The organism is Alistipes provencensis (assembly GCF_900083545.1).
Lineage (GTDB): Bacteria > Bacteroidota > Bacteroidia > Bacteroidales > Rikenellaceae > Alistipes > Alistipes provencensis.
In genome coordinates, this window is the sequence record NZ_LT559262.1 from 3125240 (window position 1) to 3149503 (window position 24264).

18 protein-coding genes and 2 pseudogenes are annotated in these 24264 nt (G+C 57.8%); 10 read left to right on the forward strand and 10 right to left on the reverse strand.

The window, feature by feature from the left end; translation table 11 throughout:
* Window positions 1–101: 101 nt before the first annotated feature.
* The 8 genes from BN5935_RS12270 (at window position 102) to BN5935_RS12305 (ending at window position 12759) form a co-directional block, all read left to right on the forward strand.
* Window positions 102–1217, forward strand: coding sequence for an efflux RND transporter periplasmic adaptor subunit (locus BN5935_RS12270; protein WP_064976345.1), 1116 nt, complete (start codon window positions 102–104; stop codon window positions 1215–1217).
* A 4-nt stretch (window positions 1218–1221) separates the two neighbouring features.
* Complete coding sequence (locus BN5935_RS12275) at window positions 1222–4359, forward strand: efflux RND transporter permease subunit (RefSeq protein WP_064976346.1); 3138 nt, start codon at window positions 1222–1224, stop codon at window positions 4357–4359.
* Entirely contained in the window at window positions 4356–5717 is a 1362-nt protein-coding gene (locus BN5935_RS12280; protein WP_064976347.1) for an efflux transporter outer membrane subunit, read from the forward strand. Before BN5935_RS12275 ends, BN5935_RS12280 begins: the two co-directional genes overlap by 4 nt.
* Before the next feature lie 132 nt (window positions 5718–5849).
* On the forward strand, window positions 5850–8390 hold the full coding sequence (gene feoB / locus BN5935_RS12285; protein WP_064976348.1) for a ferrous iron transport protein B: 2541 nt from the start codon (window positions 5850–5852) through the stop codon (window positions 8388–8390).
* Window positions 8391–8649: 259 nt separating this feature from the next.
* Window positions 8650–9021 carry a CidA/LrgA family protein gene (locus BN5935_RS12290; RefSeq protein ID WP_064976349.1) on the forward strand — a complete coding sequence of 124 codons (372 nt, stop codon included), beginning with the start codon at window positions 8650–8652 and terminating at the stop codon, window positions 9019–9021.
* Complete coding sequence (locus BN5935_RS12295) at window positions 9014–9712, forward strand: LrgB family protein (protein ID WP_064976350.1); 699 nt, start codon at window positions 9014–9016, stop codon at window positions 9710–9712. The genes BN5935_RS12290 and BN5935_RS12295 overlap by 8 nt, the downstream gene beginning before the upstream one ends.
* A gap of 90 nt (window positions 9713–9802) precedes the next feature.
* Window positions 9803–11467, forward strand: coding sequence for a putative transporter (locus tag BN5935_RS12300; RefSeq protein ID WP_064976351.1), 1665 nt, complete (start codon window positions 9803–9805; stop codon window positions 11465–11467).
* A gap of 104 nt (window positions 11468–11571) precedes the next feature.
* Window positions 11572–12759: a pyridoxal phosphate-dependent aminotransferase gene (locus BN5935_RS12305; RefSeq protein ID WP_064976352.1), complete on the forward strand. Its 1188-nt coding sequence runs from the start codon at window positions 11572–11574 to the stop codon at window positions 12757–12759.
* Window positions 12760–12832: 73 nt separating this feature from the next.
* Here the strand turns inward: BN5935_RS12305 and BN5935_RS12310 are convergent, their stop codons facing one another.
* From BN5935_RS12310 to purT, 4 genes are read right to left on the reverse strand one after another with little or no spacing between them, the layout of a single operon-like run.
* Window positions 12833–14011 (reverse strand): acyltransferase family protein, encoded by a 1179-nt coding sequence (locus BN5935_RS12310; RefSeq protein ID WP_064976353.1) that lies wholly within the window; start codon window positions 14009–14011, stop codon window positions 12833–12835.
* A gap of 7 nt (window positions 14012–14018) precedes the next feature.
* Entirely contained in the window at window positions 14019–14459 is a 441-nt protein-coding gene (locus tag BN5935_RS12315) for a peptidylprolyl isomerase (RefSeq protein ID WP_064976354.1), read from the reverse strand.
* A 21-nt stretch (window positions 14460–14480) separates the two neighbouring features.
* The gene (locus BN5935_RS12320; RefSeq protein ID WP_064976355.1) at window positions 14481–15614 is read right to left on the reverse strand and encodes an acyltransferase family protein; all 1134 of its coding nucleotides are present in this window, start codon (window positions 15612–15614) and stop codon (window positions 14481–14483) included.
* 52 nt (window positions 15615–15666) lie between these two features.
* Window positions 15667–16836, reverse strand: a complete 1170-nt coding sequence (gene purT / locus BN5935_RS12325; RefSeq protein WP_064976356.1) for a formate-dependent phosphoribosylglycinamide formyltransferase — start codon at window positions 16834–16836, stop codon at window positions 15667–15669.
* A 321-nt stretch (window positions 16837–17157) separates the two neighbouring features.
* On the opposite strand from purT, the gene BN5935_RS12330 reads away from it, so the two are divergent.
* Window positions 17158–19155 (forward strand): LruC domain-containing protein, encoded by a 1998-nt coding sequence (locus BN5935_RS12330; protein WP_064976357.1) that lies wholly within the window; start codon window positions 17158–17160, stop codon window positions 19153–19155.
* A gap of 51 nt (window positions 19156–19206) precedes the next feature.
* On the opposite strand, the gene BN5935_RS12335 is transcribed toward BN5935_RS12330, so the two are convergent.
* From BN5935_RS12335 to BN5935_RS15575, 6 genes and pseudogenes are all read right to left on the reverse strand, one after another.
* Window positions 19207–20229: an acyltransferase family protein gene (locus BN5935_RS12335; RefSeq protein ID WP_064976358.1), complete on the reverse strand. Its 1023-nt coding sequence runs from the start codon at window positions 20227–20229 to the stop codon at window positions 19207–19209.
* Between the two features lie 356 nt (window positions 20230–20585).
* A complete protein-coding gene (locus BN5935_RS15565) occupies window positions 20586–21197 on the reverse strand; it encodes a site-specific integrase (protein ID WP_235821093.1) in 612 nt (203 codons plus the stop codon).
* Entirely contained in the window at window positions 21194–21811 is a 618-nt protein-coding gene (locus tag BN5935_RS15570; RefSeq protein ID WP_235821094.1) for a phage integrase SAM-like domain-containing protein, read from the reverse strand. The genes BN5935_RS15565 and BN5935_RS15570 overlap by 4 nt, the downstream gene beginning before the upstream one ends.
* A gap of 148 nt (window positions 21812–21959) precedes the next feature.
* Window positions 21960–22250, reverse strand: a complete 291-nt coding sequence (locus BN5935_RS12345; RefSeq protein WP_064976359.1) for a helix-turn-helix domain-containing protein — start codon at window positions 22248–22250, stop codon at window positions 21960–21962.
* A gap of 291 nt (window positions 22251–22541) precedes the next feature.
* Window positions 22542–22940, reverse strand: a pseudogene (locus BN5935_RS12350) (hypothetical protein); the annotation flags it as partial.
* 143 nt (window positions 22941–23083) lie between these two features.
* Window positions 23084–23842: pseudogene (locus BN5935_RS15575) on the reverse strand (group II intron reverse transcriptase/maturase); the annotation flags it as partial.
* A gap of 32 nt (window positions 23843–23874) precedes the next feature.
* On the opposite strand from BN5935_RS15575, the gene BN5935_RS12360 reads away from it, so the two are divergent.
* A complete protein-coding gene (locus BN5935_RS12360; protein WP_082944135.1) occupies window positions 23875–24207 on the forward strand; it encodes an IS110 family transposase in 333 nt (110 codons plus the stop codon).
* The last annotated feature ends 57 nt before the right edge of the window (window positions 24208–24264 follow it).

Below are 24264 nucleotides of genomic sequence, written 5' to 3' on the forward strand. Positions count from 1 at the left end.
CGCCCGGAGCACGAAAAAACAGCGTTTTTTCATCAAAAAAGTCCACTTTACGGGGGTGACGGTACGTTTTTTGCCTTTTTTCCGGGGTAAAACATACCCTTATGGATAAATTCTACCTTACAGCAGGCCTTTTTGCAGCGCTCCTCACGGGATGCGGAAAACACCCATCCCGGCAGGCGATGCCTCCCCTGCGGGTCGAAGTGGCCGAGGCCGCCGTGGACTCCGTCCCCAACCGGATGAGCTTCATCGGCTACCTCGCGAGCAACTTCGATGCCGTGATCCAGCCGCGCGTGAACGGCTACCTGTCGTCGAAACGCTACGGCAACGGCATGCCCGTCAAACGGGGCCAGTTGCTCTTCACCATCGACCCCGACCAGCTATCGACCTCGATGCTGGCGGCCGAGGCCCAGTTGGAGTCGGCCCGGGCGCAGGCCATCGAGGCCCGCAACAACTACGACCGGGCGGTGCCGCTGGCGCGCATCAACGCCATCAGTCAGTCGCAACTGGACCAGTACACCGCGCAGTGGAAAGCCGCCGAAGCCTCGGTACGCGCCGCCGAACAGACGCTCAGCAGCGCCCGGATGAACGTCGGCTATGCCGAACTGCGCTCCCCGATCGACGGCATCATCGAGCATACGGCGGCGCATGTGGGCGACTATGTGGGTCCCGGCACACAGTTCAGCGTGCTGACGACCGTGTCGAACATCGACACGCTGACGGTCGATGTGGCGATCCCGATGTCGCAGTACCTGCGCTATGCCGGCGACCGCACGTCGATCTACGACAACGAGGGGCTGCTCTCGGACATCCGTCTCGTGCTGGCCGACGGCTCGCAGTATCCCCACGAGGGTCGCTACGACTACACGCGCAAGGACGTGTCGTCCACCACGGGAACGCTGGTGCTGGTGGTGATGTTCCCCAACCCCGACGAGGCGCTGAAACCCGGGCAGTTCGCCCGCGTGGAGGCCAACGTGGGGCCCGTGCGGCCGCGCGTCGTCGTACCCCAGCAGGGTGTGAATCAGGCCCAAGACCTCAGTTCGGTGTGGGTCGTCGCGGCCGACAGCACGGCGCAGTACCGCCGTGTCACCCCGGGCGACACCTACGGCGCGCTGTGGTGCATCGACGAGGGTCTCCAACCGGGCGAACGAATCGTGGTGGCCGGGCAGCAGAAGCTGCGCGACGGTGCGAAAGTGATTCCGATTTCCGAAAAGAGGTAGCCCTATGGAGAAATTTTTCGTTTCGCGCCCGATCTTCGCCATCTCGCTGGCCATCGTCATCGTGCTCGTGGGGGCGATCTCGATCACGCAGTTGCCGATCGAGCAGTACCCCGACATCACGCCTCCGGTCGTGGAGGTCTCGGCGACCTACGACGGCGCCGATGCCGAGACGGTGAACAACGCCGTGGCGACGCCCGTGGCCCAAGCCGTGATGGGCGTCAGCGACATGCTCTACATGCAGGCCACTTCGGCCAACGACGGTTCGATGACCTTGCAGGTCACCTTCGACATCGGCTCCGACCCCGATCTGGACGCCATTTTCACCCAGAACAACGTCTCGTCGGCCACGGCCGAACTTCCGGCGACGGTCACCCGGCAGGGCGTCACCACGCGCAAGACCATGACGGGATTCCTGATGGTCTACTCGCTCCACAGCGACGGCCGTTACGACGGGGAGTTCCTCTCGAACTATGCCTACATCAACCTGCAAAACGAACTGCTGAAGATCGACGGCGTGGGCAAGGTCAGCATAATGGGCGCCGGGGAATACGCCATGCGTATCTGGCTGCGGCCCGACGTGCTGAAATACTACGGCATCGCCGTGGACGAGGTGACGGCGGCCATCGAGAAGCAGGGCGGCATCTACCCCGCCGGGCAGTTCGGGGCAGAACCGGCTCCCGACGGCGTCTCCTACACCTACACGGTGACCATGCCGCCGCAGATCTCCACCGCCGGGGAGTTCGCCGACATCGTCGTGCGCACCACCTCCTCGGGCGAGCAGATCCGGCTGGGCGACATCGCCGAAGTGTCGCTCGGCAGCCAGACCTACGGCGTGAGCTCCTCCTATGAGAGCGATCCCACGGCCATGATAGTCGTCTACCAACAGCCGGGCAGCAACGCCGTGGCCGTCGGCAGCAAGGTCCGGGCCGCAATGGAACGGCTCTCGGAGCGTTTCCCCGACGGCATCGAGGCCGCCACGATCGTCGATTCCACGACGAGCATCGACGCCGGCGTGAAGGACATCTTCCGCACGCTCATCATCGCGCTTCTGCTCGTCATCCTGATCATCTACCTCTTCCTGCAGGACTGGCGGGCGACCGTAATCCCGCTGGTGGCGATCCCCGTGTCGCTCGTCGGAGCCTTCGCGCTGTTTCCCCTGCTCGGATTCTCGATCAACATCATCTCGCTGCTGGGACTCGTGCTGGCCATCGGACTGGTCGTGGACGACGCCATCGTGGTCGTCGAGGCCGCGCAGGTGAATATCGAGCGGGGCATGAAACCCCGTGCGGCGGCGCTGGAGGCCATGCGCAACGTGGCCTCGCCGATCGTCGCCACGACCGTCGTGCTGCTGGCCGTCTTCGTCCCCGTGTCGTTCACAGGCGGCATCACGGGACGGCTGTTCCAGCAGTTCTCCGTGACGATCGCCGTATCGGTCGTTATCTCGGCGTTCAACGCCCTGACCCTCTCTCCGGCGCTGTGCGCCCTGCTGCTGCGCCACCGGGAGCCGTCGCAGAAAGGCTTCTTCGCCGCTTTCAACCGCTGGTTCGCCCGGCAGATGGACCGTTACACGACTTTCACCCCGACGCTCATGCGCCATGTCGCCCGCACAGGCGTGTTCGTGGCGGTGGTGCTCGGCGTGATCTTCGTCGTGTGGCGCAAACTGCCTGCGGGATTCCTGCCCGAAGAGGATCAGGGCTATGTGATGGTGATGGTCTCCACGCCCGAAGCCTCGTCGCTGCAGGTGACCCGGAAGGCCATGACCGACGCCGACGCCGTGATCCGCACGCTCCCCGAGGTCGCCTCCACGTCGTTCGCCGCGGGATTCAACATGATGGCCGGCATCGCCTCGACGTCGAGCGGCATCATCTTCGTCAAACTCGTCGATTACTCCGACCGCAAGCTCTCAGCCATGCAGATCGCCCAGAAACTCACCGGAGAACTCTACGTCGCAGTCGCCGGAGCCGAATGCTACGCCTTCATCCCGCCTTCGATTCCGGGGTTGGGCGTCACCTCGGGCGTTTCGGTCGAGGTGCAGGACCTCGAAGGGCGCGGCACGGCCTACCTGCTGGAAAATGCCGAACGGCTGATGGACTCGCTGCGCAAAAGCCCTGCGATCGCCTCGGTCACCACGCAGTTCGACGCCGGGGTTCCCCAGCGGCGGCTGCGCATCGACAAACAGCAGGCACTGGCCGCGGGCGTGGACCTCGGAACGCTGTACGGCGAACTGACCACCCTCTTGGGCGGCACCTATATCAATAACTTCACGCGCTTCGGCAAACTCTACCAGACCTACATGCAGGCCGCGCCCGACTACCGCCTCGACCGGCGGTCGCTGGACAGCTATTACGTCACCTCGGCTTCGGGCGAAAGCGTTCCCGTGGCGTCGCTCGTCGAGGTCGTGGACACTGTGGGCGTGGAGTATGTCTCGCAGTTCAATCTCTACCGCTCCGTCTCGCTCACCGTCACCCCCTCCGCACGGGCTTCGACGACAAGCGTCATGGAGGAGATCACCGCGACGGCCGCCGAGGTGCTGCCCGACGACATCGGCACGGCGTGGAGCGGCACTTCGTATCAGGAGGCCAACGCCTCGAAGACCGGCGGACTGGTCTATGCGCTGGCGCTCGTGTTCGTATTCCTCGCACTGGCGGCCCTGTACGAGTCGTGGGGACTGCCGCTGGCGATCCTGATGAGCGTTCCGGTGGCGGTGCTCGGCGCCGTGCTGTTCGTCGGCGGCACCCACCTGATGAATGCGCTCTATGTCAACGACATCTACATGCAGATTTCGCTCGTCATGCTGATCGGGCTGGCGGCCAAGAACGCCATTCTGGTCGTCGAATATGCCGACCGGCTGTTCCGCGAACAGGGCGCGTCGCTGATGGACGCGGCCATCGGGGCCGCGAAGCTGCGCGTAAGGCCCATCATCATGACCGCCTTCGCCTTCATCCTCGGCGTCATGCCGCTCGTCTTTGCCAGCGGGGTCTACGCCACGGCCCGTAACATCATGGGCGTGGCGCTCGTGGGCGGCATGCTGTTCGCCACCCTGCTGGGCATCTTCGTCTACCCCGCACTCTACTATTTCGTCGGGAAGATCGGCCGCTTCGAACAGCGCCGCGAACGCCAAAAAACGGAGGAAGTACAATGAAAACGAAACTTACGATAACCGCCGCCCTGCTGCTGGCCGCCTGCACCCCCAAATTCTACCCGCCGCAGGTCGCCGCGCCCGACCGCTACGCCTACGGCGAGGGCTTTTCACAGGACACGACGGGTGTGGGCGAACGCTGGTGGGAGCTGTTCGGCGACACGACGCTCAACGCATTCGTCGAGCAGGCGCTGACGAACAACCGCGACGTGGCCGTGGCCGCCGCGCGCGTCGAGGAGGCCCGGGCCAATCTCAAAACCGTGCGGGCGCAGTACCTGCCCCAGATCGGCATCGGAGCCACGGCCGAGGGCGAATACACCCCTGCGACGAAGATCGTGCAGGCCTATGCCGTCGAGCCGACCCTCTCGTGGGAACTCTCGCTGTTCGGGGCCCTGCGCAACGCCAAACGCGCCGCCAAAGCCGAAATAGCGGCTTCGGAATGGGCTTTGGCAGGTGTCCGACTTTCGCTGGCCGCCGAGGTCGCCACGACCTATTTCACCCTGCTGGAGTACGAACGCGACCTCTCGATCGCCCGGCAGACCCTCCAACTGCGGCGCGAATCGGCCGCGCTGATCGACTCGATGTTCCGCTACGGCATGTCCGACGGCGTGGCGCTGGAGCAGGCCCGGAGTCTGGTCTACACCGCCGAAGCCGACGTTCCGCAATACAGACGTGCCGTGGAGCAGACATGGCTCTCGATGGGTATCCTGCTGGGCGAAACGCCCTCGCGGGCGCAGCTCTCCGGAGCGGGACTTCGTCTGCTGACCGATTACCGGCCCGCGGAGATTCCCGTGGGCCTGCCGTCGGAGCTTCTGAAACGGCGTCCCGACATCCGCGAAGCGCATTTCAACATGTTGCAGGCCGCGGCGCAGGCCGGGCAGGCGCGGAGCGCCCGCTTTCCGTCCATCTCGCTGACAGCCAAAGGTGGAGTGGCATCCAGTTCAATCAAAGGTTTAACTGCGGCGAACCCTTGGGCATGGGATGCGCTGGGGTCCATTGCCGAGCCGATATTCGGATTCGGGAAACTGCGCAACGCCGAGCGTGCCGCGATGGCGGCCTATACCCAGTCGGCCAAGACCTACGAGCAGACCGTGCTGACGGCCTTCGCCGATGTCGAAAAGGCGCTGGTGGCCATCACGACCTACCGCGAACAGGCCGGACGCACGGGCGAACTGGTGTTCTCGAACGACCGCATCGCCACGATGACCCGCGCGCTTTACCGCAGCGGGCTGTCGGACTACCTCGATGTGATCGACGCCGAGCGCAGTCTCTACCAAACGCAGATGGAGCTGGTGAACCTCGTGGCACAGCAGTATATCAACTACGTCACGCTCTGCAAAGCTCTGGGCGGCGGCTGGTAACAGCGGAAATCCGGCCCGGGAGCAAGAGCCCCTGCCGCAGTCCCTGAAACCGGCGTCTTACGCCGGTACCTACAAATGGGGATTGCACATATCGCCGTAAAGTCGTACCTTTGGGCGCAAAACAGAAGAAAAATGCGTCTATCCGAACTTAAAACCGGCGAATCGGGGACGATCGTCAAGGTGATGGGGCACGGAGGTTTCCGCCGTCGCATCATGGAGATGGGATTCGTCCGCGGCCAGCGGGTCGAAGTGATCCTGAACGCGCCCCTGAAAGACCCCATCGAATACAAGATCATGGGTTACGACATTTCACTGCGGCGCAGTGAGGCCGACATGGTCGAGGTGCTCACCGACAGCGAGGCCAGCGAATACCTCGCAGGCGGCGGGCATCACCACCATCACCACCACGAACATCATCACCACCATCACCACGGCCCCGTCGGGGAACCGGGGCAGGACGAGGTGTTCGGGGCCGCGGAACCCGACGCAGGGTGCTGCACGAGCATCGACGAGGTGGTGGCGCACCGCACGCGGACCATCACGGTGGCGCTGGTGGGCAACCCCAACAGCGGCAAAACCTCGCTGTTCAACGCCATCTCGGGCGGCCACGAGCATGTGGGCAACTACAGCGGCGTGACCGTCGGGGCCAAGATCGGCAACCGCATCTACCGCGGCTACCGGTTCGAGGTCACCGACCTGCCCGGCACCTACGCCCTCTCGGCCTACACGCCCGAGGAGCGTTATGTGCGCCATCATCTGGCCACGAACATCCCCGACGTGGTGATAAACTCCGTAGTTGCCTCGAACTTAGAGCGTAACCTCTACTTAACTACCGAATTAATTGATATAAACCCGCGCATAGTCGTGGCGCTCAATATGTTCGACGAGTTGCAGGCCAGCGGCGCCACGCTCGATTACGAGAATCTGGGCCGCATGCTGGGTGTACCGATGGTGCCCGTCGAGGCGCGCAACAACCGCGGCATCGACGCCCTGCTGGACACCGTGATCGACGTCTACGAGAACCGCGACGAGCGCGTGCGGCACATTCATATCAACATGGGTCCCGTGGTCGAGGAGGGGCTGCGCAGGCTCAACGGCGACATGAGCGAACACCGCGGCGAGCTGCCCAAGGCCTTCCCGCCCCGCTACTACGCAATGAAGATGCTCGAAGGCGACGCCGAGGCCGAAAAGAGCCTCCGCGAGTGCAAGCGCTATCCCGAGTGGGCCGGAATCCGCGACCGCGAGGCACGGCGCATCACCGAGGCGTTGGGCGAGGATGTCGAAACGGCGTTCGCCAACCAGAAATACGGGTTCATACAAGGAGCTCTGAAAGAGACATTTACACCCGGCAGAAGGGAGGAAGTCACGACGACGGCCGTGATCGACACTTTCGTGACACACAAGCTGTGGGGATTTCCGATCTTCTTCGCGCTGATGTGGCTGATGTTCTGGTGTACGTTCAGCCTCGGGGCCTATCCGCAGGAGTGGATCGACGCGCTGGTGGGATGGATCGGCAGCGGCGTGGACGCCCTGCTGCCCGCAGGACCGCTGCGCGACCTCTTGGTCGACGGCATCATCGGCGGCGTGGGCGCCGTCATCGTCTTCCTCCCGAACATCATGATCCTCTACCTGTTCATCTCGTTCATGGAGGATTCGGGCTATCTGGCCCGCGCGGCGTTCATCATGGACCGCGTGATGCACCGCATCGGTCTGCACGGAAAATCGTTCATCCCGCTCATCATGGGATTCGGTTGCAACGTGCCCGCGATCATGGCCAGCCGGACCATCGAGAGCCGCAGCAGCCGCCTGATAACCATACTCATTACGCCGTTCATGTCATGCAGCGCCCGCATCCCGATCTACCTGCTGCTGGCAGGGACGTTCTTCGCCGCGAACGCCGGGTCGGTGATGCTGGGGCTCTATGTGCTGGGCATCGTGCTGGCCGTCGTCACGGCACGGCTGATGCGGCGGTTCCTCTTCCCCGTGGACGAGACGCCGTTCGTGATGGAGCTTCCGCCCTACCGTCTTCCGACGTGGAAAACGACCCTCACGCACATGTGGGACAAGTGTGCGCAGTACCTCAAAAAGATGGGCGGCATGATCCTGATCGCCTCGGTGGTCGTCTGGTTCCTGAGCTATTATCCCCGCACGGAGGAGACCGCCGGGACCGAGGCCCACTACGAAAATTCCTATCTGGGACGTCTGGGCAAGGGGTGCGAACCGGTGTTCAGCCCTCTGGGATTCAACTGGAAAGCCAGCGTGGCCCTGCTGTCGGGACTCCCGGCCAAGGAGATCGTGGTCTCGACGCTGGGCGTGCTCTACTCCGAAGGCGCCATGACGGAGGCCGTTCCGGAACAGGCTGAAATCATTATCGGCGGAGCGGACGGTCCGACAGAGATCGTCGTTGCAGCGGAAAAGGCCGCAGCCCCCGAACTGACGGAAGACGAAGAAATGGCCTCGCTGTCGCAGCGGCTGCTGGCGAGCGGCGATTTCTCGACCGCTTCGGCGCTGGCGTTCCTCGTCTTTATCCTGCTCTATGTGCCCTGCATCGCTACGGTGGTTGCCATCGGCGCCGAGGCGGGGTGGAAATGGGCCGCGGCGTCGGTCATTTACAACACGGCGCTGGCGTGGTTCGTGGCGTGGATAGTTTACCACATCGGCCTGTTATTCTGAGCAATGGGCTGGCAGGATTATATCGTATGGGCCATCGGGATCGCTGCGGCGGCAGTCATAGCGGTGTGGCTGTGGCGGCTCGTGTGCGGCAGGCGGCGAGGGGGATGCGCGTCGTGCCCCTCGGCACAATGTCCGCATAAAAAGTTCAACCGAAAGAATTAAAACGTATCTTTACAGCCGCAAATGACGGCGAAGTTCCGGAGCCGGCTGCAAAGTCCGGCTCCGAATCGTTACGGCGGCCGCCGAAGTGCAAACCAACATGGCAGGACTTTTCTACATTCTATTTTTCTGGCTCATCGGCAATGCGCTGAGCTATGTGACCGGAAGTTACGTTTCGGGAAACATCATCGGCATGATTCTGCTCTTCGCGGCGCTGTGCCTGCGCTGGGTGCGGGCCGAGACGGTACGCCCCGCGGCGCGGTTCCTGCTGGGGGCCATGGCACTCTTTTTCGTGCCCTACGGCGTGGGGCTGATGGACTCCTATCAGGTAATCCTCGAAAACGGCTGGGCCATCGTCGTTTCGGGAATCGTCTCGACGATCGTCGTGCTGTTCATCACGGGCAAGACCTTCCAAAGCCTGAACCGCCGCGCCCGCCTGCGGCACATCAAACACCTCCGTAACGATGCCTGACACCTCATTTTTCTCCTCGGACCTCTTTCTGCTGACCCTCACCGTAGGGCTTTACTGTCTGGGCGCCCGGATTTACAACCGCACACGGCTGCCATTGCTGCACCCCGTACTGCTGACGTTCGTCACCGTGATCGTCTTTCTGCGCTGTGCCGGAATCGGCTACGCACGCTATCAGGAGGCGACCGGAATACTCAATTTCGCCCTCGGCATGTCGGTCGTGGCGCTGGGATATCTCCTTTACGAGCAGTTGGAACGCCTGCGCGGAAGCCTGCTGCCCGTGGCCGTGGCTACGCTCGTGGGATGCGTCGCAGGGGTGCTGAGCGTGGTTTACATCGCCATGGCATTCGGCGTCGAACGCCAGATACTGACCTCCATAGCCCCCAAATCGGTGACCGTGCCGATCGCCGTGTCGGTCTCGGGACCGCTGGGCGGCAACGTGTCGGTCACGTCGGTGGTGGTATTCTGCGTGGGAATTTTCGGCAGCATCTTCGGCGAATGGATTCTGCGCCGCTGCGGTGTCCGCGACCCCGAGGCCCGGGGATTTGCGCTGGGAGCCGCGGCCCACGGCATCGGGACGGCACGGGCCATCGAGATGGGCGCCGCCGAAGGGGCTCTGAGCGGACTCGCCATGGCGCTGATGGGGTTGGCGACGGCGCTCCTCCTGCCGCTGATGGAGCGGTATCTGTATTGAGAAAAATTCTTTTTCCGAAAAGTTTTTTAAATTCTGCAATATGTAGTAATTTTGCGCCCGGCTCGACAAACGGCACAAAATTAGGTTAATATGGAGTGGTTGTATACCCTGTTCTTCGGCACCGGCATCGCCCATGCCGTGCTTATCTTTGCGTTGGTAATCACCATCGGTATCCTGATGGGAAAAGTCAAAATCGGAGGCATCTCGCTGGGTGTCACATGGATACTCTTCATCGGCATCATCTTCAGCCATTTCGGGATGACCGTCGACGGCGAAGTGCGCCACTTCGTGCAGGAGTTCGGGCTCATCCTTTTCGTCTTCTCGATCGGCCTGCAGGTCGGACCGGGATTCTTCGCGTCGTTCAAGCACGGCGGAATCACCCTCGTGGGATGCGCCACGGCGATCGTCCTGCTGGGCGTCGCAACGGCCTATGTCATCCACGTCGTGACCGGGACCCCCATTCCGACGATGGTCGGCATCCTCTCGGGCGCCGTGACCAACACCCCCGGACTGGGCGCCGCGCAGCAGGCTTATGCCGACGCCGCGGGATTCAGCGACCCCAACGTGGCGTTGGGCTACGCCGTGGCCTATCCGCTGGGCGTCGTGGGCATCATCTTCACGATGATCTTCATCCGCTACGCCCTGCGCGTGAAATTCGAAAAGGAGGACGAAGCATTGGCGGCGCTGGCCAAGGAGCAGAAATTCGCCGAGAAAGTCTCCGTGGAGTTCACCAACTCGATGCTCGACGGGCGCACGGTCGAATACATGCGCGATCTGGTCAACCGCCAGTTCGTGATCTCGCGCATCCGCCATGCCGACGGAGAGATCACAATGGCCGACGCCGACAGCGTGCTCCATCTGGGGGACAAGCTGTGGATCATCTGCCAAGCCGAGGACGTCGAAGCCGTCGTGGCCTTCTTCGGGCACCGCGTGGAGCTCACCGACGAGGACTGGGGCAACAACACGCCCAACGCCGAGCTGATTTCGCGGCGCATCCTGATCACCAAATCGTCGATCAACGGCAAGAAATTCTCGGACCTGCGCCTGAGGACCAAATACGGCATCACAATCACCCGCGTCAACCGCGCCGGCGTGGACCTGATCCCCTATCAGGGGCTCGAACTGCAGGTCGGCGACCGCGTGATGGTCGTGGGTTCCGAGAAGGCCGTGGCGCAGGTGGCTGACCTTTTGGGCAACTCGCTCAAGAAGCTCAACCAGCCCAATCTGGTGACGATATTCGTGGGCATCGCCCTCGGTGTGCTGCTGGGGTCGATCCCCCTGATGAACGTTCCGCAGCCCGTGAAGCTGGGTCTGGCGGGCGGTCCGCTGATCGTGGCGATTCTGATCGGGCGCTTCGGGACCCATTTCCATCTGGTGACCTACACCACCATGAGCGCCAACCTCATGCTGCGCGAGATCGGCATCGCGCTGTTCCTCGCCGCCGTGGGAATCGGCGCCGGAGACGGATTCATCGATGCCATCGTCGGGGGCGGATACCGCTGGATCGGCTACGGCGTCATCATCACGGTCGTGCCCCTGCTGATCGTTTCGCTCTTCGCACGCCTGAAACTGAAGATGAACTACTACACGCTGATGGGACTTATCGCCGGCGCGATGACCGATCCCCCGGCGCTGGCCTACGCCAACGCCACGGCCGGGAACGACATGCCCGCCGTGGGCTATTCGACGGTCTATCCGGTGGTGATGTTCCTGCGCGTTCTGACGGCGCAAATATTCATCTTGTTTGCATTATAACAAAAAGCGGCTCGGGCCGCTTTTTTTGTTCCTATAATTTTTTAATATTTCCATTATTTCCCTATCTTTGCCCGGAAAGCATAATCCCAAACATACTTCAAACTATGGCAAAAGCAGTCAACATCGCCCGTTCGCACCGGCTGGACGGCATCGGAGAGTACTATTTTTCGCGCCGTCTGCGCGAGATCGCCGAGATTGAGGCGGCAACCGGCCGCCAGATCGTCAAACTGGCCATGGGCAGCCCCGACCTGCCGCCCCACCAGTCCGTGATCGACCGCCTCGCAAAAGAGGCACAGCGTCCCGACGTGCACAAGTACATGTCCTATCAGGGCGAACCCATCCTGCGAAAGGCTTTTGCCGACTGGTATAAGAAGTGGTACCGCACGGACCTCGACTTCAAGTCGGAGGTGCTGCCCCTGATCGGCTCGAAGGAGGGTATCATGCACATCTGCATGACGTTCCTCAATAAAGGCGACAAGGTCCTCGTCCCCAACCCCGGCTACCCCACCTATTCGGCGGCCGTGCGTCTGGCGGGCGGCGAGATGCTTCCCTACTCGCTGAACAAGCAGACCAATTTCTACCCCGATTTCGACGCTATCGAAAAGGCAGGGCTCGACGGCGTGAAGATGATGCTCGTCAACTACCCCAACATGCCGACGGGACAGACCCCTTCGATGGAACTGTTCCAGAAGATCGTCGACTTCGGCGCCAAGCACAACATACTGATCGTACACGACAACCCGTACAGCTTCATCCGCAACGCCGAGCATCCGATCTCGATCATGGAGGCCGAGGGCGCGAAGGACGTGGCGCTGGAGATGAACTCGCTGTCGAAAGGCCACTCGATGGCCGGCTGGCGCGTGGGCGTCGTGGTGGGCAAGAAAGAGTGGATCGACTCGATCCTCACCTTCAAGTCGAACATGGACTCGGGTATGTTCTACCCCATTCAGGCCGCTGCCGACACGGCGCTGGCGCTGGGCGAGGAGTGGTTCAAGGAGCTGAACGGCATCTACTACGGCCGTGAGAAGCAGGCTTACGAGCTGCTCGACGCGCTGGGATGCCGCTACCGCAAGGGACAGGCCGGTCTGTTCGTATGGGCCGAGCTGCCCGAGGGTTACGAGGGCGACAGCTTCGCATTCTCGGACGAGGTGATGGAGAAGACCGACGTGTTCCTGACCCCCGGCGGAATCTTCGGATCGGAGGGCAAGCACTACATCCGCATCACCCTCTGCTGCCCCGAGGAGCTGCTGAAGAAGGCCACTGACAAGATCAAGGTCGCTTTCGGCAAATAAGCCTCCTGAGCATACAGAAAGAAACAGCCGCTCCGAATGGAGCGGCTGTTTTCGTCGATGCACAAGGCAGTCATTAAGCGCGGCTTTTGGCGCCGCCGGGAATCAGCCAGTGCTGCTTGAGCCACTCGCGGACGGGAAGGTCGTAGAGCTTCAGGCAGGCCCATGCAACGCCTATCGAGACGATGAATACCGAAACGCTGACGAAAATGTGCGTCCCGAGGGGCGCATCGGGATTGCTGGCCGCCCACGCCATCTGCATGTAGACCAGCGGATAATGCGTGATGTAGAGCGGATAGGATATTTCGCCGAGGAACTGGCAGACGGCGATGGACCGGGCATCCGTGACGCGGCTTCCGGCGCCCATCGAGACGATCAGCGGGAAGATCAGCAGGATCACCAGCGCCTGATAAGCGCCGTTGAACCACGGTGTCGCGGGATCGCCGATGTGGGGCATGACCAACGCTGCCGCGACCAGCAGCGAACACCACCAGAACCCGCCCCGCACCCGGATCAGCGCACCGAGGCGCGAGAGCAGCAGGCCCGCAAAGAAGGGATACAGGAGGCGCGAGAAACCGATGTAGATTTGTTCCGGGGTGACGCTCCAGCCGCCGATGACGGTCCACGCTGCGGAGCGGTCTGCGGAGAGCACCCCGAAGAGATTGAGGTTCAGCGTAAGGTCGAGCGTCAGCACCCCGGCCGCGGCCACGAACACCCCGAGCAGGAGTTTCGAGAAGCGGCGGATGACGAGCGCATAGAGGATATTGGCGATGTACTCGTAGAGCAGCGACCATGCGGGGCCATTCAGCGGGCTGGTTTCGCCCCATCCGCGGATGTCCCACGCCGGGGGTGCGGGGAGGATCGTGCAGGCGAGCAGGCAGACGAGCAGCACTTTCCACCAAGCCACGTCGGCGATCATCGGGAACGCCGCGGCCTGAAAGTAGAAGAACAACGCTCCGATGACCGATCCCATGACGACCATCGGATGCAGGCGCACGAGGCGCCGTTTGAAGAAATCCTTGAGCGACATACGGTTCCAGCGGTCGTCATAGGCGTAGCCGATCACGAAGCCCGAGAGCACGAAGAAGAAATCGACGGCCAGATAGCCGTGGTTGAGAATCTGGGAAGCCTGACCGTGGGAGTAGGTTTCCAGCAGGTGGAAACCCACCACGATCAGCGCCGCCACGCCGCGGAGTCCGTCGAGGATCTCATAGCGCGGTTTGGAGGCCAGATAGCCGGCGGATGTTGCAGACATAGGCTATTTATTCCTCGACGATGCGGATGGAGAGAATTTTGTCGCCGGGGCGGATGTCGTCGATCACGTCCAGCCCCTCGATCACCTGCCCGAAGCATGTGTGGCGGCCGTCGAGGTGCTGGGTGTTCTCGCGGTTGTGGCAGATGAAGAACTGCGAACCGCCCGTGTCGCGTCCGGCGTGGGCCATCGAGAGCACCCCGCGGTCGTGGCGCTGGCGCGGGGCCGAGGTCTCGCATTTGATGGTGTAGCCCGGGCCTCCCGTGCCGTCGCCCTTGGGACATCCGCCCTGAATGACGAAGTCGGGAATCACGCGGTGGAAAGTCAGCCCGTCGTAGAAGTTGTGTCCGGCCAGCTCGATGAAGTTGGCCACGGTTCCGGGAGTCTCGGCGGCGTAAAGCTCGGCCTTCATCGTCCCCTTTTCGGTCGTAATGATCGCGTATGTTTTCATATCGTTCGGATTAAAATGGTTTTACTTGTTTTTCGCCCGCAGCAGGTGTTTCGACAGGAAGCGGCGGACGGGTTCATCGTACAGTTTGAGGCATCCCCATGCCAGCAGGACCGAACCCACGACCAGTGCCGCAGCGCCGGGCAGCGACTCGGTGAAAGTGAGGTTCTCGTTCTTGACCCACGCATAATAGAGGTATATGAAGGGATAGTGGACCATATAGAGCGGATAGGAGATGTCGCCCAGAAATTTGCAGACCCGGGTGGTTATCCGGTCGGTGGTCTTGCCCGAGGCCGCCAGCCAGACGATCGCCGGGAAGAGCACGATGGCGCAGATGGCGTCGTAGATACCGTTCATCCACAGGTGCTCGCTACCCCCGATGCGCGGCACGGAGGAGATGGCCACGACGGCGATGCCGCCGATCCAGAAAGCGCCCCGCACATGCACCGGTTTGAATATCCGGGACAGCAGCAGGCCCGCCGGGAATGCGAACATCAGACGCAGGGAGCCGCCGAGAATGTTCTCCTCCGTCAGCGCGAACCCGACGCACAGGTCGCCCAAGGGGCCCCAGACGGCGAAGCCGGCCAGTCCGCATGCGGCCAGCAGGACCAAAGCGGCAAGGGCCCGGGTCGGAAGCAGTCGGATGAAGAAGGCGTAGAGGATGTTGCCGATATACTCGAAGAAGAGCGACCAGCTCGGTCCGTTCAGCGGGAACATCTCTCCCACGCCCCGGATTTCGGCCCCGGGGGTTGCGGGGATCAGCAGGGCGTTCATCAGCGTGGCGAGAAGCAGCGCCCCGACCGAGACCGTAGAAACGTCCCAGACGGAGCAGCCCTGGAAATAGAACATCACGGCGCCGATCAGGGCCCCGATGACGACCATCGGGTGCAGGCGGATGATACGCCGTTTGAGGAACTCCCAGACGGTCATCTTCTCCCAGCGGTCGTCGTAGGCATAGCCGATGACGAAACCCGAGAGGATGAAGAAGAAATCGACGGCCAGATAACCGTGGTTGATCCGCTGGTCCAGATGGCTGGTCGCATAGGCTTCGAACAGGTGAAAACATACGACCGTCAACGCCGCCACTCCGCGAAGTCCGTCGAGAAGGTTGTAATGCGGCTTGGTGTCCGCAAATGCTGCTGCTGGAACGTTTGACATCTTATCTGTGTTTGTGGTTGGCCCTGTCGGTCAGCGCGCCGGAGTGCCCGGCTTACTCCGTCACCGTCACTTTGGCGGCGGCTGCTTTCACGCGGTCGCGCAGGGCGTCGAGATCGCTGCCCAGCGGTTCATACCCTACTACGACACCCATGCGGCGGTTCACGCGCGCCACGGGTTTTCCGAAGATGCGGATATCGGTGCGGGGATTGTCGGCCACGGCCTCCCCCACACCCTCGTAACGCGGCGTCTGCGTCGCCACGGGCGAGAGAATCACGGCGCTGGCGCCCAGCCGCTCGAACGTGACGGCCGGAATCGGAATCCCCAGCACGGCCCGCAGGTGGAGTTCGAACTCATTGAGGTTCTGCGTCCCGGCCAGCGTCACCATGCCCGTATCGTGCGGACGGGGCGACAGTTCGGAGAAATAGACCCCGTTGTCGTGGCTCAGGAAGAACTCCACGCCCCACAGTCCGGCGCCGGTCAGCGCCCCGGTGACGGCCGCAGCCATGCGCTGCGCCTCGGCGAGGTGCTCGGGAGCGACATAGGGCGACTGGAAACTCTCGCGGTAGTCGCCGCCCTTCTGCACATGGCCGATCGGCGGGCAGAACAGCGTGGGGCCGTTCTTCTGGGTGACGGTCAGCAGCGTGATTTCGCTGTCGAAGCGGATGAACTCCTCGACGATCAGTTCGCGGATGTCGCCGCGCGAACCCTCGCAGCCGTAGTGCCAAGCCTGTTCCAGCTCCTCGGGAGCCTTCACCAGCGACTGCCCCTTACCCGAGGAGGACATCAGCGGCTTCACCACGCAGGGGAAGCCGATCTTCGCGGCGGCCTGCTGCAACTCTTCGAGCGATGTGGCATAGAAATAACGGGCGGTTTTCAGCCCCAGCTCCTTGGCCGCCAGATCGCGGATGGCCTTGCGGTTCATCGTGAAATTCACGGCCCGGGCGCTCGGCGCCACCTGCACCCCGGCCCGTTCGAAATCGTAGAGCCGTTCGGTGCGGATGGCCTCGATCTCGGGGACGATGATGTCGGGACGGTGTTTGGCGACGGCCGCCGCCAGCGCATCGCCGTCGAGCATGTCGAAGACCTCGAAGGCATCGGCCACCTGCATCGCGGGAGCTCCCGCATACTTGTCGCATGCAACGACGGTCTGGCCCAGCCGCTGGGCCGCAATCACGAACTCCTTGCCCAGTTCGCCCGAGCCCAAGAGCAGTATTTTTTTCATAAAGGTATGTATTTTAAAACGGTAGAATCCATCTGCTGCCCGCGGAATTCGCACCCCGCCGGCGTTTTGCAACGCAAAGATAACCTTTTCGGTCGAATTTTTCGCCTTGCTGTTATAAAATCCCATAAAACCCCGGATCGAATAGTCTGTGGACGTCCCAAGGGCGGATTGGATCAGCCTAAATCGTTGATCCTAACCAAAAAGAGCCCGAAAAATTTGCATCGGTATCTTTTTTTCGTACCTTTGCAGCATGTTAACATTTCAGTCCTTTTTATAGACAAATCGGTCTGAAACAAAAAAGTCACATTCACTCCATACAATATGAAAAAGCTTATTTTCCTGCTGATGCCGGTGCTGATGGCCTCTTGTGTCAAAAGCGTGTCAGACTACGACACGCCCAAAAATCCGGAAAAACCATGGAACGAATTCGATTTCAGAACCAGTGCCTCCACTTCCATTTCGCTGGACTACGCCGCCGATGCCGAGGTCTATTTCGAAATCTACGACACGACTCCCGTGCGTGAGAACGAGTCGGGAACAGCCTACGAAAAGATCGAGGGTATCGAGCCCCTCTACGCCGGCATTACCGATGAGAAGGGCCGCTTCTCGGCGCAGGTCGAGCTTCCGGCCTACCTCGGGAAAGCCTATGTCTACACCCCCAACGTACATGCGCAGACATTGCTCGTTGCCGAAAAAACAGGCGGCGTACTAACCGCCTCGACAGCCGAAGAACCGACTGCCGCTGCGATGTCCGTAACCCGCGGGGGGGGGTACGAATCGGCCGCCGTGACCGACGACGGCTGGAAAACATGGCTCGGGACTTACGACGCGACCTACGGCCGGATCAACTACAAATACAAATATCCGGGGACGGGAACCAACCTGAAGGAGGAGAACTGGAAACAACTCTACAAGGCGGCCAATAAGGTTTTCAATACCAATAAGGCTTGTCCTCAGGAGTACCGCTCGTCGAGCGACCTCTATCTGGAGAAGGATGCCGAGGTGGCCATCACGTTCCTGATGAGCAATACCTGCTGGAACTGCTCGATGGGATACTATTATTACGATGCTTCGGAGCACCCCGGCTCACTTGCCGATGTACATCCTATCATGATTTTTCCCAACACGCAGGACGGTCAATGGAGCAATAATCCCCAAACGGCCAAAAAATACAAGGGTGTAGACCGCGGAACAGCCGTGCAACTGATGTTCTACCCCAAGATTGCCGAAAACAGCACGGAAGGTGCCACTACGGTTTTTCCCAAGGGCTACCGCATCGGCTTCGTGCTGGCGACAAACGCATGGGGCAACCGGCTGCCCGGATTTGCGGGTGCCAAGAAATACCGTGCAGCCACATCGAACGGACTGAGCGTCAATAACGAGGGAATTGCTTATGGACAGCCCCGCACGGCGGTCTACCGTTACACAAACAGTGCGCTCGATCTCAATTCGGTCATCTGTTCGTTTGAGGACTACACGACTGACCAGAATTTCAGCGACGTGATCTTCACCATGAAATCGAGCCCCGTGGATGCCGTGATCGATATTCCGTCGGTCGAGGAGAAGCCCGGCGCCGACGATACCAAACGCGAAGTACGACTGCTCAAAGGCATCTATGCCTTCGAGGATCTGTGGCCCAGTCAGGGCGACTATGACATGAACGACGTAATGGTCAAGCTGGACTACGAGAAAACCTTCGGTGACAAGGGAATTTATGTGGAATCGTACCTTTTCAAGACGTTCAGCAACCTCGCTGGTCTTGAAAACGGTCTGGCTTTCACCCTCAGCGGAGACGCCGCGTCGGCCGAACTGGAATTCTCAATACTCCGTCCCGTTTCCAAGGAGAATCCCGAACCGGTATACGAAACGCTCTCCCCGGAACGCGAAGGCAATGTGATCCTGCTGACGGACAATGTGAAAAATGAGATGGGCGCCACTTACAAGGTGACGGCGACCTACGCCTCGCCCATCGCCGAAGAAAAGGCCGCAACGGTCAAGCCGTTCATCTACCGCACGACCGATAAGGACCTCGCCTCCGGCAAGCGCAAGGAGGTTCACCTCCCGTTCGAAGCTCCGACGGACAAGGTTGACCTAAAATTCTTCGGCACGAGCGACGACAAATCCGACCCGGAGGCAGAACGCTACTATGTGCGTGCAAAGGACTACCCCTTCGCATTTTTCCTCGCAGGAGCCACGGATATCGATCTCTCCAAAATGTTGGATCCGGGCAATGAGGGAACTCACATCGACGAGCTCTTTCCCGGATATTCGGGATGGGTGACTTCGAACGGCTCCACCAACACCAACTGGTACAAGTAAACGCCGCAGGCAGTGCGATACCGAAAAGAGGCTTCGATCGAAGCCTCTTTTTTATTCCCGGCTGCCGGATTTCGCCAGCAGTTTCTGTGCGGCGAACTGGGGTATCATCCGCACGATCAGGGGCGTCAGCAGCAGGCACACCCCGAGCGTCAGCAGCAGCAGGACAATCGACTGCACCCATTCGTTATGAAGAAAATGCGAGACGAGGGGCCGGAGAAAGAAGAGCAGAGGGCCGTGGATGCCCAGTGTGATGACCGAAAAACGCCCCAGATAAGTGACAACGGGTGCTTTCTTCACCTTCTTGCACAACAGCATGATGGCGAAAATACCCGCGAAAGCAGCCAGATAGACCTGAACGAAGTTTCCGGGATAGTTGTTGGTCCGCATGCCCAGCGGCGTGGCCGTAAAGTACATCGTGACCAGCGCCAGCAGAATGAACAGCGGAATCAGCTTGTCGAAACGGTGGTGCGGAAAGAGGAAAAAGTTGTAACGCCGAATCCAGAACCCCGCGAAATAGAACGGCAGGGCCGTCATGGCGACATCGATGTAGAACGGCAGTTCGATCCGCTGCTTACCCAGCCAGAACCCGGCGGCGCCGATCAGCAGCGTCACGACGAACATCGTGGGGATATGTTTCCGGCGCAGGTAATGGACGAGGTAGAACAGGATGTTGCAGTTGAAAAGGGCTACCAGAAACCAGATCGGCGGGTTGAAGCGGATCAGTTCGTGCCCCCGGAAAACCAGCAACAGTTCGCTCCACCGCACCGGAAGACGGAATGTCCCCGGCACCACTTTCGAAATACCGTACATCAGCAGGAACGACCCGAGGTAAAAGATCAGGAAGGGCACGAGCAGTTTATCGACCTTGCGGGCGAGGAAGCCGCCGAATCCCTCGTAGGATTTGAAGAAAAGGCCCGAAACGAAGAAATAGAGCGGCATGGTGAAACTCGACAGCACGGGCCCGGCGGCGAGGCCGTCAAACGCGCCCCCGACATGCATCATTACGACAAGCATGATGCAGAGCCCTTTCGTAAGGTCAATGAACCCGATCCGCCGATCCGCCTGCTGTTCCATCGCGCAAAGATAACGATTGCATGCAACAAAAAGAAGCGGCAGACGGAAATTTACTGATCATATAGGTAGAAATAAGTGGACGGAATCGTCCGCGGACCAAAAAAAGAGATGAGCAGTAATGCCCATCTCTTTTTTGTGGAGGTGGCGGCTCTGTAGCTATCATATCACGGAACTTTCAATATATTAAGTTGTTTTAAATCAAATATTTAAAACATTTTTCTTTATCGCAAAACATTGCACAATTTACTTACATATCCCCGAAATAGTGTGTAATTTTCAAAATTACACACTGTGAAAATCAGATAAATAGCTACTTTACTTTTTTGTTCTTTATGAATTCTACAATAAGTCTTACTTTATTCTTGATTGAATCTCTCCATCATACTTTTTTTCACGGTATTAGCCACGTCAATATAAGGCATCATGGCTTTATAATCTGCATGTCCCGTCCATTCCATTATGACGTTAGCAGGAATGCCAAGCGCCAAAGCATTACAAATAAACGTTCGCCGAGCAGTGTGAGTCCCAATTAATTCGTATTTAGCGTGAGTTTCGTCAATTCGTTTATTTCCTATAAAATGAGTTGTTCGTATGGGTGTATCAAAACCTGCAAATTTTCCAAGTTCCTTCAAATAGTTATTCATTTTTTGATTAGATATGACAGGTAAGGCTTTGTCATCTGGAAAAGGTATATTATCATATTTGCAAAGTATTTCTTTAGCATACTTATTCAATTCGATAATTAGCTTGTCTGCCGTCTTCACAGTTGTAATCTCAAGAGAATCATTGCTAATGTTACTCCGCCTTAAATTATATACGTCACTATATCGTAGTGAAGTGAAGCAACAGAAACAAAAAACATCTCGAACTCGCTCCAAATATGTTTTGCTTTCCGGAATGGTAAGTTTATAGAGATGCATCAACTCATCCCAATCAAGAAAAACAATGGTTTTTTGGCTGGTTTTCATTTTAGGACGATAGGTAAGATAGTCGGTGTTCGTATTGTAACCTTTACTCGATGCCCATCGCAAAAACCATCTGATAAATCCAAGCAGTTTCCCAACCGAACTGTTGCGCATTCCAATCGTTGGTAGATTTTCTCACCGCCTTTTGTGCTTTTCTTCTTTTTAGAAGGTATTGGGATGGAACGTAGGTAGTCAATGAATTGGGTCAAGCCGGCTTCATTTAAATCGCCAAAATCTATATCTGGACGAAAGGCTTGCAGATGAGCCTTAAGCGTATGGAATTTTTTGTATGTTGAGTCTGTCCTTTGCCTACCATTTTCATGACAAAATTCATCGAAACATTCGAAGAAGGATTTCTGAGTCACTATTTCCGGTGCAACCTGTCTGCCATTTGCAATGTTAAAAGCCTTTTTAAAGTCTTTCAAATCCGGAACGTTTCCTGCAACCTCAAAAGCTTTAAAAGTGTCTTCGGCCAATGCTCGCAAACGATTTATTTCAGCATTGATTTCAGCAGCAGGAGTTTTCTTTTTTCCATGAGTTGTAGCAGCTTTACAAAGTTGTGCCGCTGTAATCCATTTTGCTACATCTGCTTTATAGCCTGTTGAAAAGTCACTCATCCCCATTGCATATTTGATTCTTTGATAAGTGCATCTGCTTTAGGTTGTCCAGATTGATCTTTTCGTTTTTCCAGAACAAAATTAATAGAATATTGAATCTTCATATATTAGTGTATCATTTTATCAAAGAATTCTGCGTGTATGACTTTCAATGCTCCTGGGAGGTTGATTTTGGGATTCTGCCCGTGCGTTTCATCCATTCATGTATTTCCGAAGCTTTATAATATACCTTTCCTTTGATTTTATAATAACTGACCAGCTTTCGCTGGCGATATCGAGCAAGGGTCCTCTTATTGATGTTGAGCAACATACACATATCATAATTGTCGAGTAAAGAATCACCGTCAAGTCCGTCTTTGGTGCGTGTCATGCGATCGAGGGTATTGTCGATTTTGTCGAAGCGCATCATAATCTGTGTAAACAGTTCCTCTATATTCATAACCTGCTGCTATTAGTTATTTTACAGCAGCAAAGTTCGTCCATATGCAGACACCGAACAATCCGGATAGTTACCCATATGGGCTACTTTTTTATATATAGTACTGAATATCAAAAGAATATATTTTGCATTTTTCTTTAAAGCCTCGTTTATGCGTCGGCGATATGGGAGATTGTAGTCAGAAATGATTGAATTATGCGAATTTCAGGGCTTTTCCATCTGATAAACGGCAGAAAACCTTATTTAAACATATACTTGCGGTTAGACATAGTAACTCATAGAAATATCGCATTATACTGAAATCGGATTTACTTTCATGGAATCGAGATTCAGAAAGAATCCGCAGTGCTCGATCATGCAGTTGCGGAAAAGTTTCCAAAGGAGATTGCAGCCCAACTGCGCCAATACGGAATTGATGAAAAGATCCTGTTTTTCCAACGCCTCGGCCAGCGAGCAGCTGGGGCCGGAGTCCTCATCCCGGATATCCGCATAAGAAATGCGCTCCGTAATGACCTTCAGGCGGCCAACTGGCGTATATTCCTTGGACTTGGGCTGCGGCATTTTCTTAGGGATGGTTCCCAGCACGACCTGACCTGTCGTCTGGGCGTTTCCGAAGTCCATCCGGTAAAGCGGCTTTTCGGCATCGTAGTAGTGTATTTCCCGGGCTTTCTGAAGGAATATCCACAAATCTGATTCGGGCATCTGTCAATCGACCGATCATAGGAAGGTCTTTTTCTTTTAAACCCTTCATTGTATAGGCGACGTTCTTTTGCTTTGCCGTTTTTTGCCGTATACCCGACTGTAAAGACTCCGTTGCATTTGTATTTCCGGCAAATTCGTCTTACCGTGGTTCGGTATTTCCCGGCAAAGGTTTTGTACATACTGTACTGCATGATGTAGTGAAAAGTGTTCAGTTCAGAAGCGTTGTTAGCTATCGAGTAATAGTTGTAAAACCCTCTGATCTCGGCATTGTAACTGTCAAGGATCTCAAGGTCGTCATTATTGATAAGTTCCGACCGGTGTTTGGGAATCCATTGCTCGTGCCCGTTATGATAGCTGAATTTCAGCACCCCGAGTTCCAACAACTTTTTCTTTATCACTTCGGTCGTCACCTTTAATCTGACCTTATTTCCATACACACGGGACAGGTTTCCCCGCTTGTTCCGTTTTTGCAGGTTCGACCTGCGGACAGTCACCTCATATCCGAGGAATTTTGCAGGCTTTTCAGTATGAGTGACGAGCGTTTTTTCATCGGATAATTCCAATGCCAATTCGTTTGCAAGGAAACGCTTTATATCGTCCTTGATCTTTACGGCATCTTCTTTACTGCCGATAATTTCTATCAGGAAGTCGTCGGCATACCTCACATATTTGAGCCTTTTGAAGTTCCTGTCCATAGGAGCGAAGCACGGCATCGCGGATCGGGTTTTATCTATCTCTTTGAGCCGTTTGACGAGCACTTTTCTTTCTACATCGTTTGTCGCTGTTTTGAGTTCACGCATAACCAGCCTCTTTTGGTAAGTGAGGACTTCGTATTCACGGCACGCTCTTACCCTGTTGCCCCTGTCGAATCCGGCGGCATATTCCTTCATGTACTTATCCAGCTTGTCCAAATAGATAATGGATAGAGAAATGCACGAAGTACCAATCCGCTTTTATTTGCTTCGAACATACGGGCGTTTATTCGATGGCTTTGGCTGCATTCCTGGAATCGCAGCATATTATATTTGCGATGGTCTCACCGCTGGAAATCAAACGTTCCATGGGTATTGTACGCGGAAAGAATGACGTCGTCGATTCCAAACGCATTGCCGAATATGCTTCCAGATTCCGGGACAAGATCGTCGTAACGAAATTACCGGCCAAAGATATTACGAGACTACATTTTCTTCTTATGTTGCGAGATAAGACCGCAAGAACCTTGGCCGGGTATATCGCGGCAGTAAACGAGGTTTAGAGGGGTATCGGGCATGAGAAACTGCCGGAACTGTTTGCATCGTATGACGCCATAATA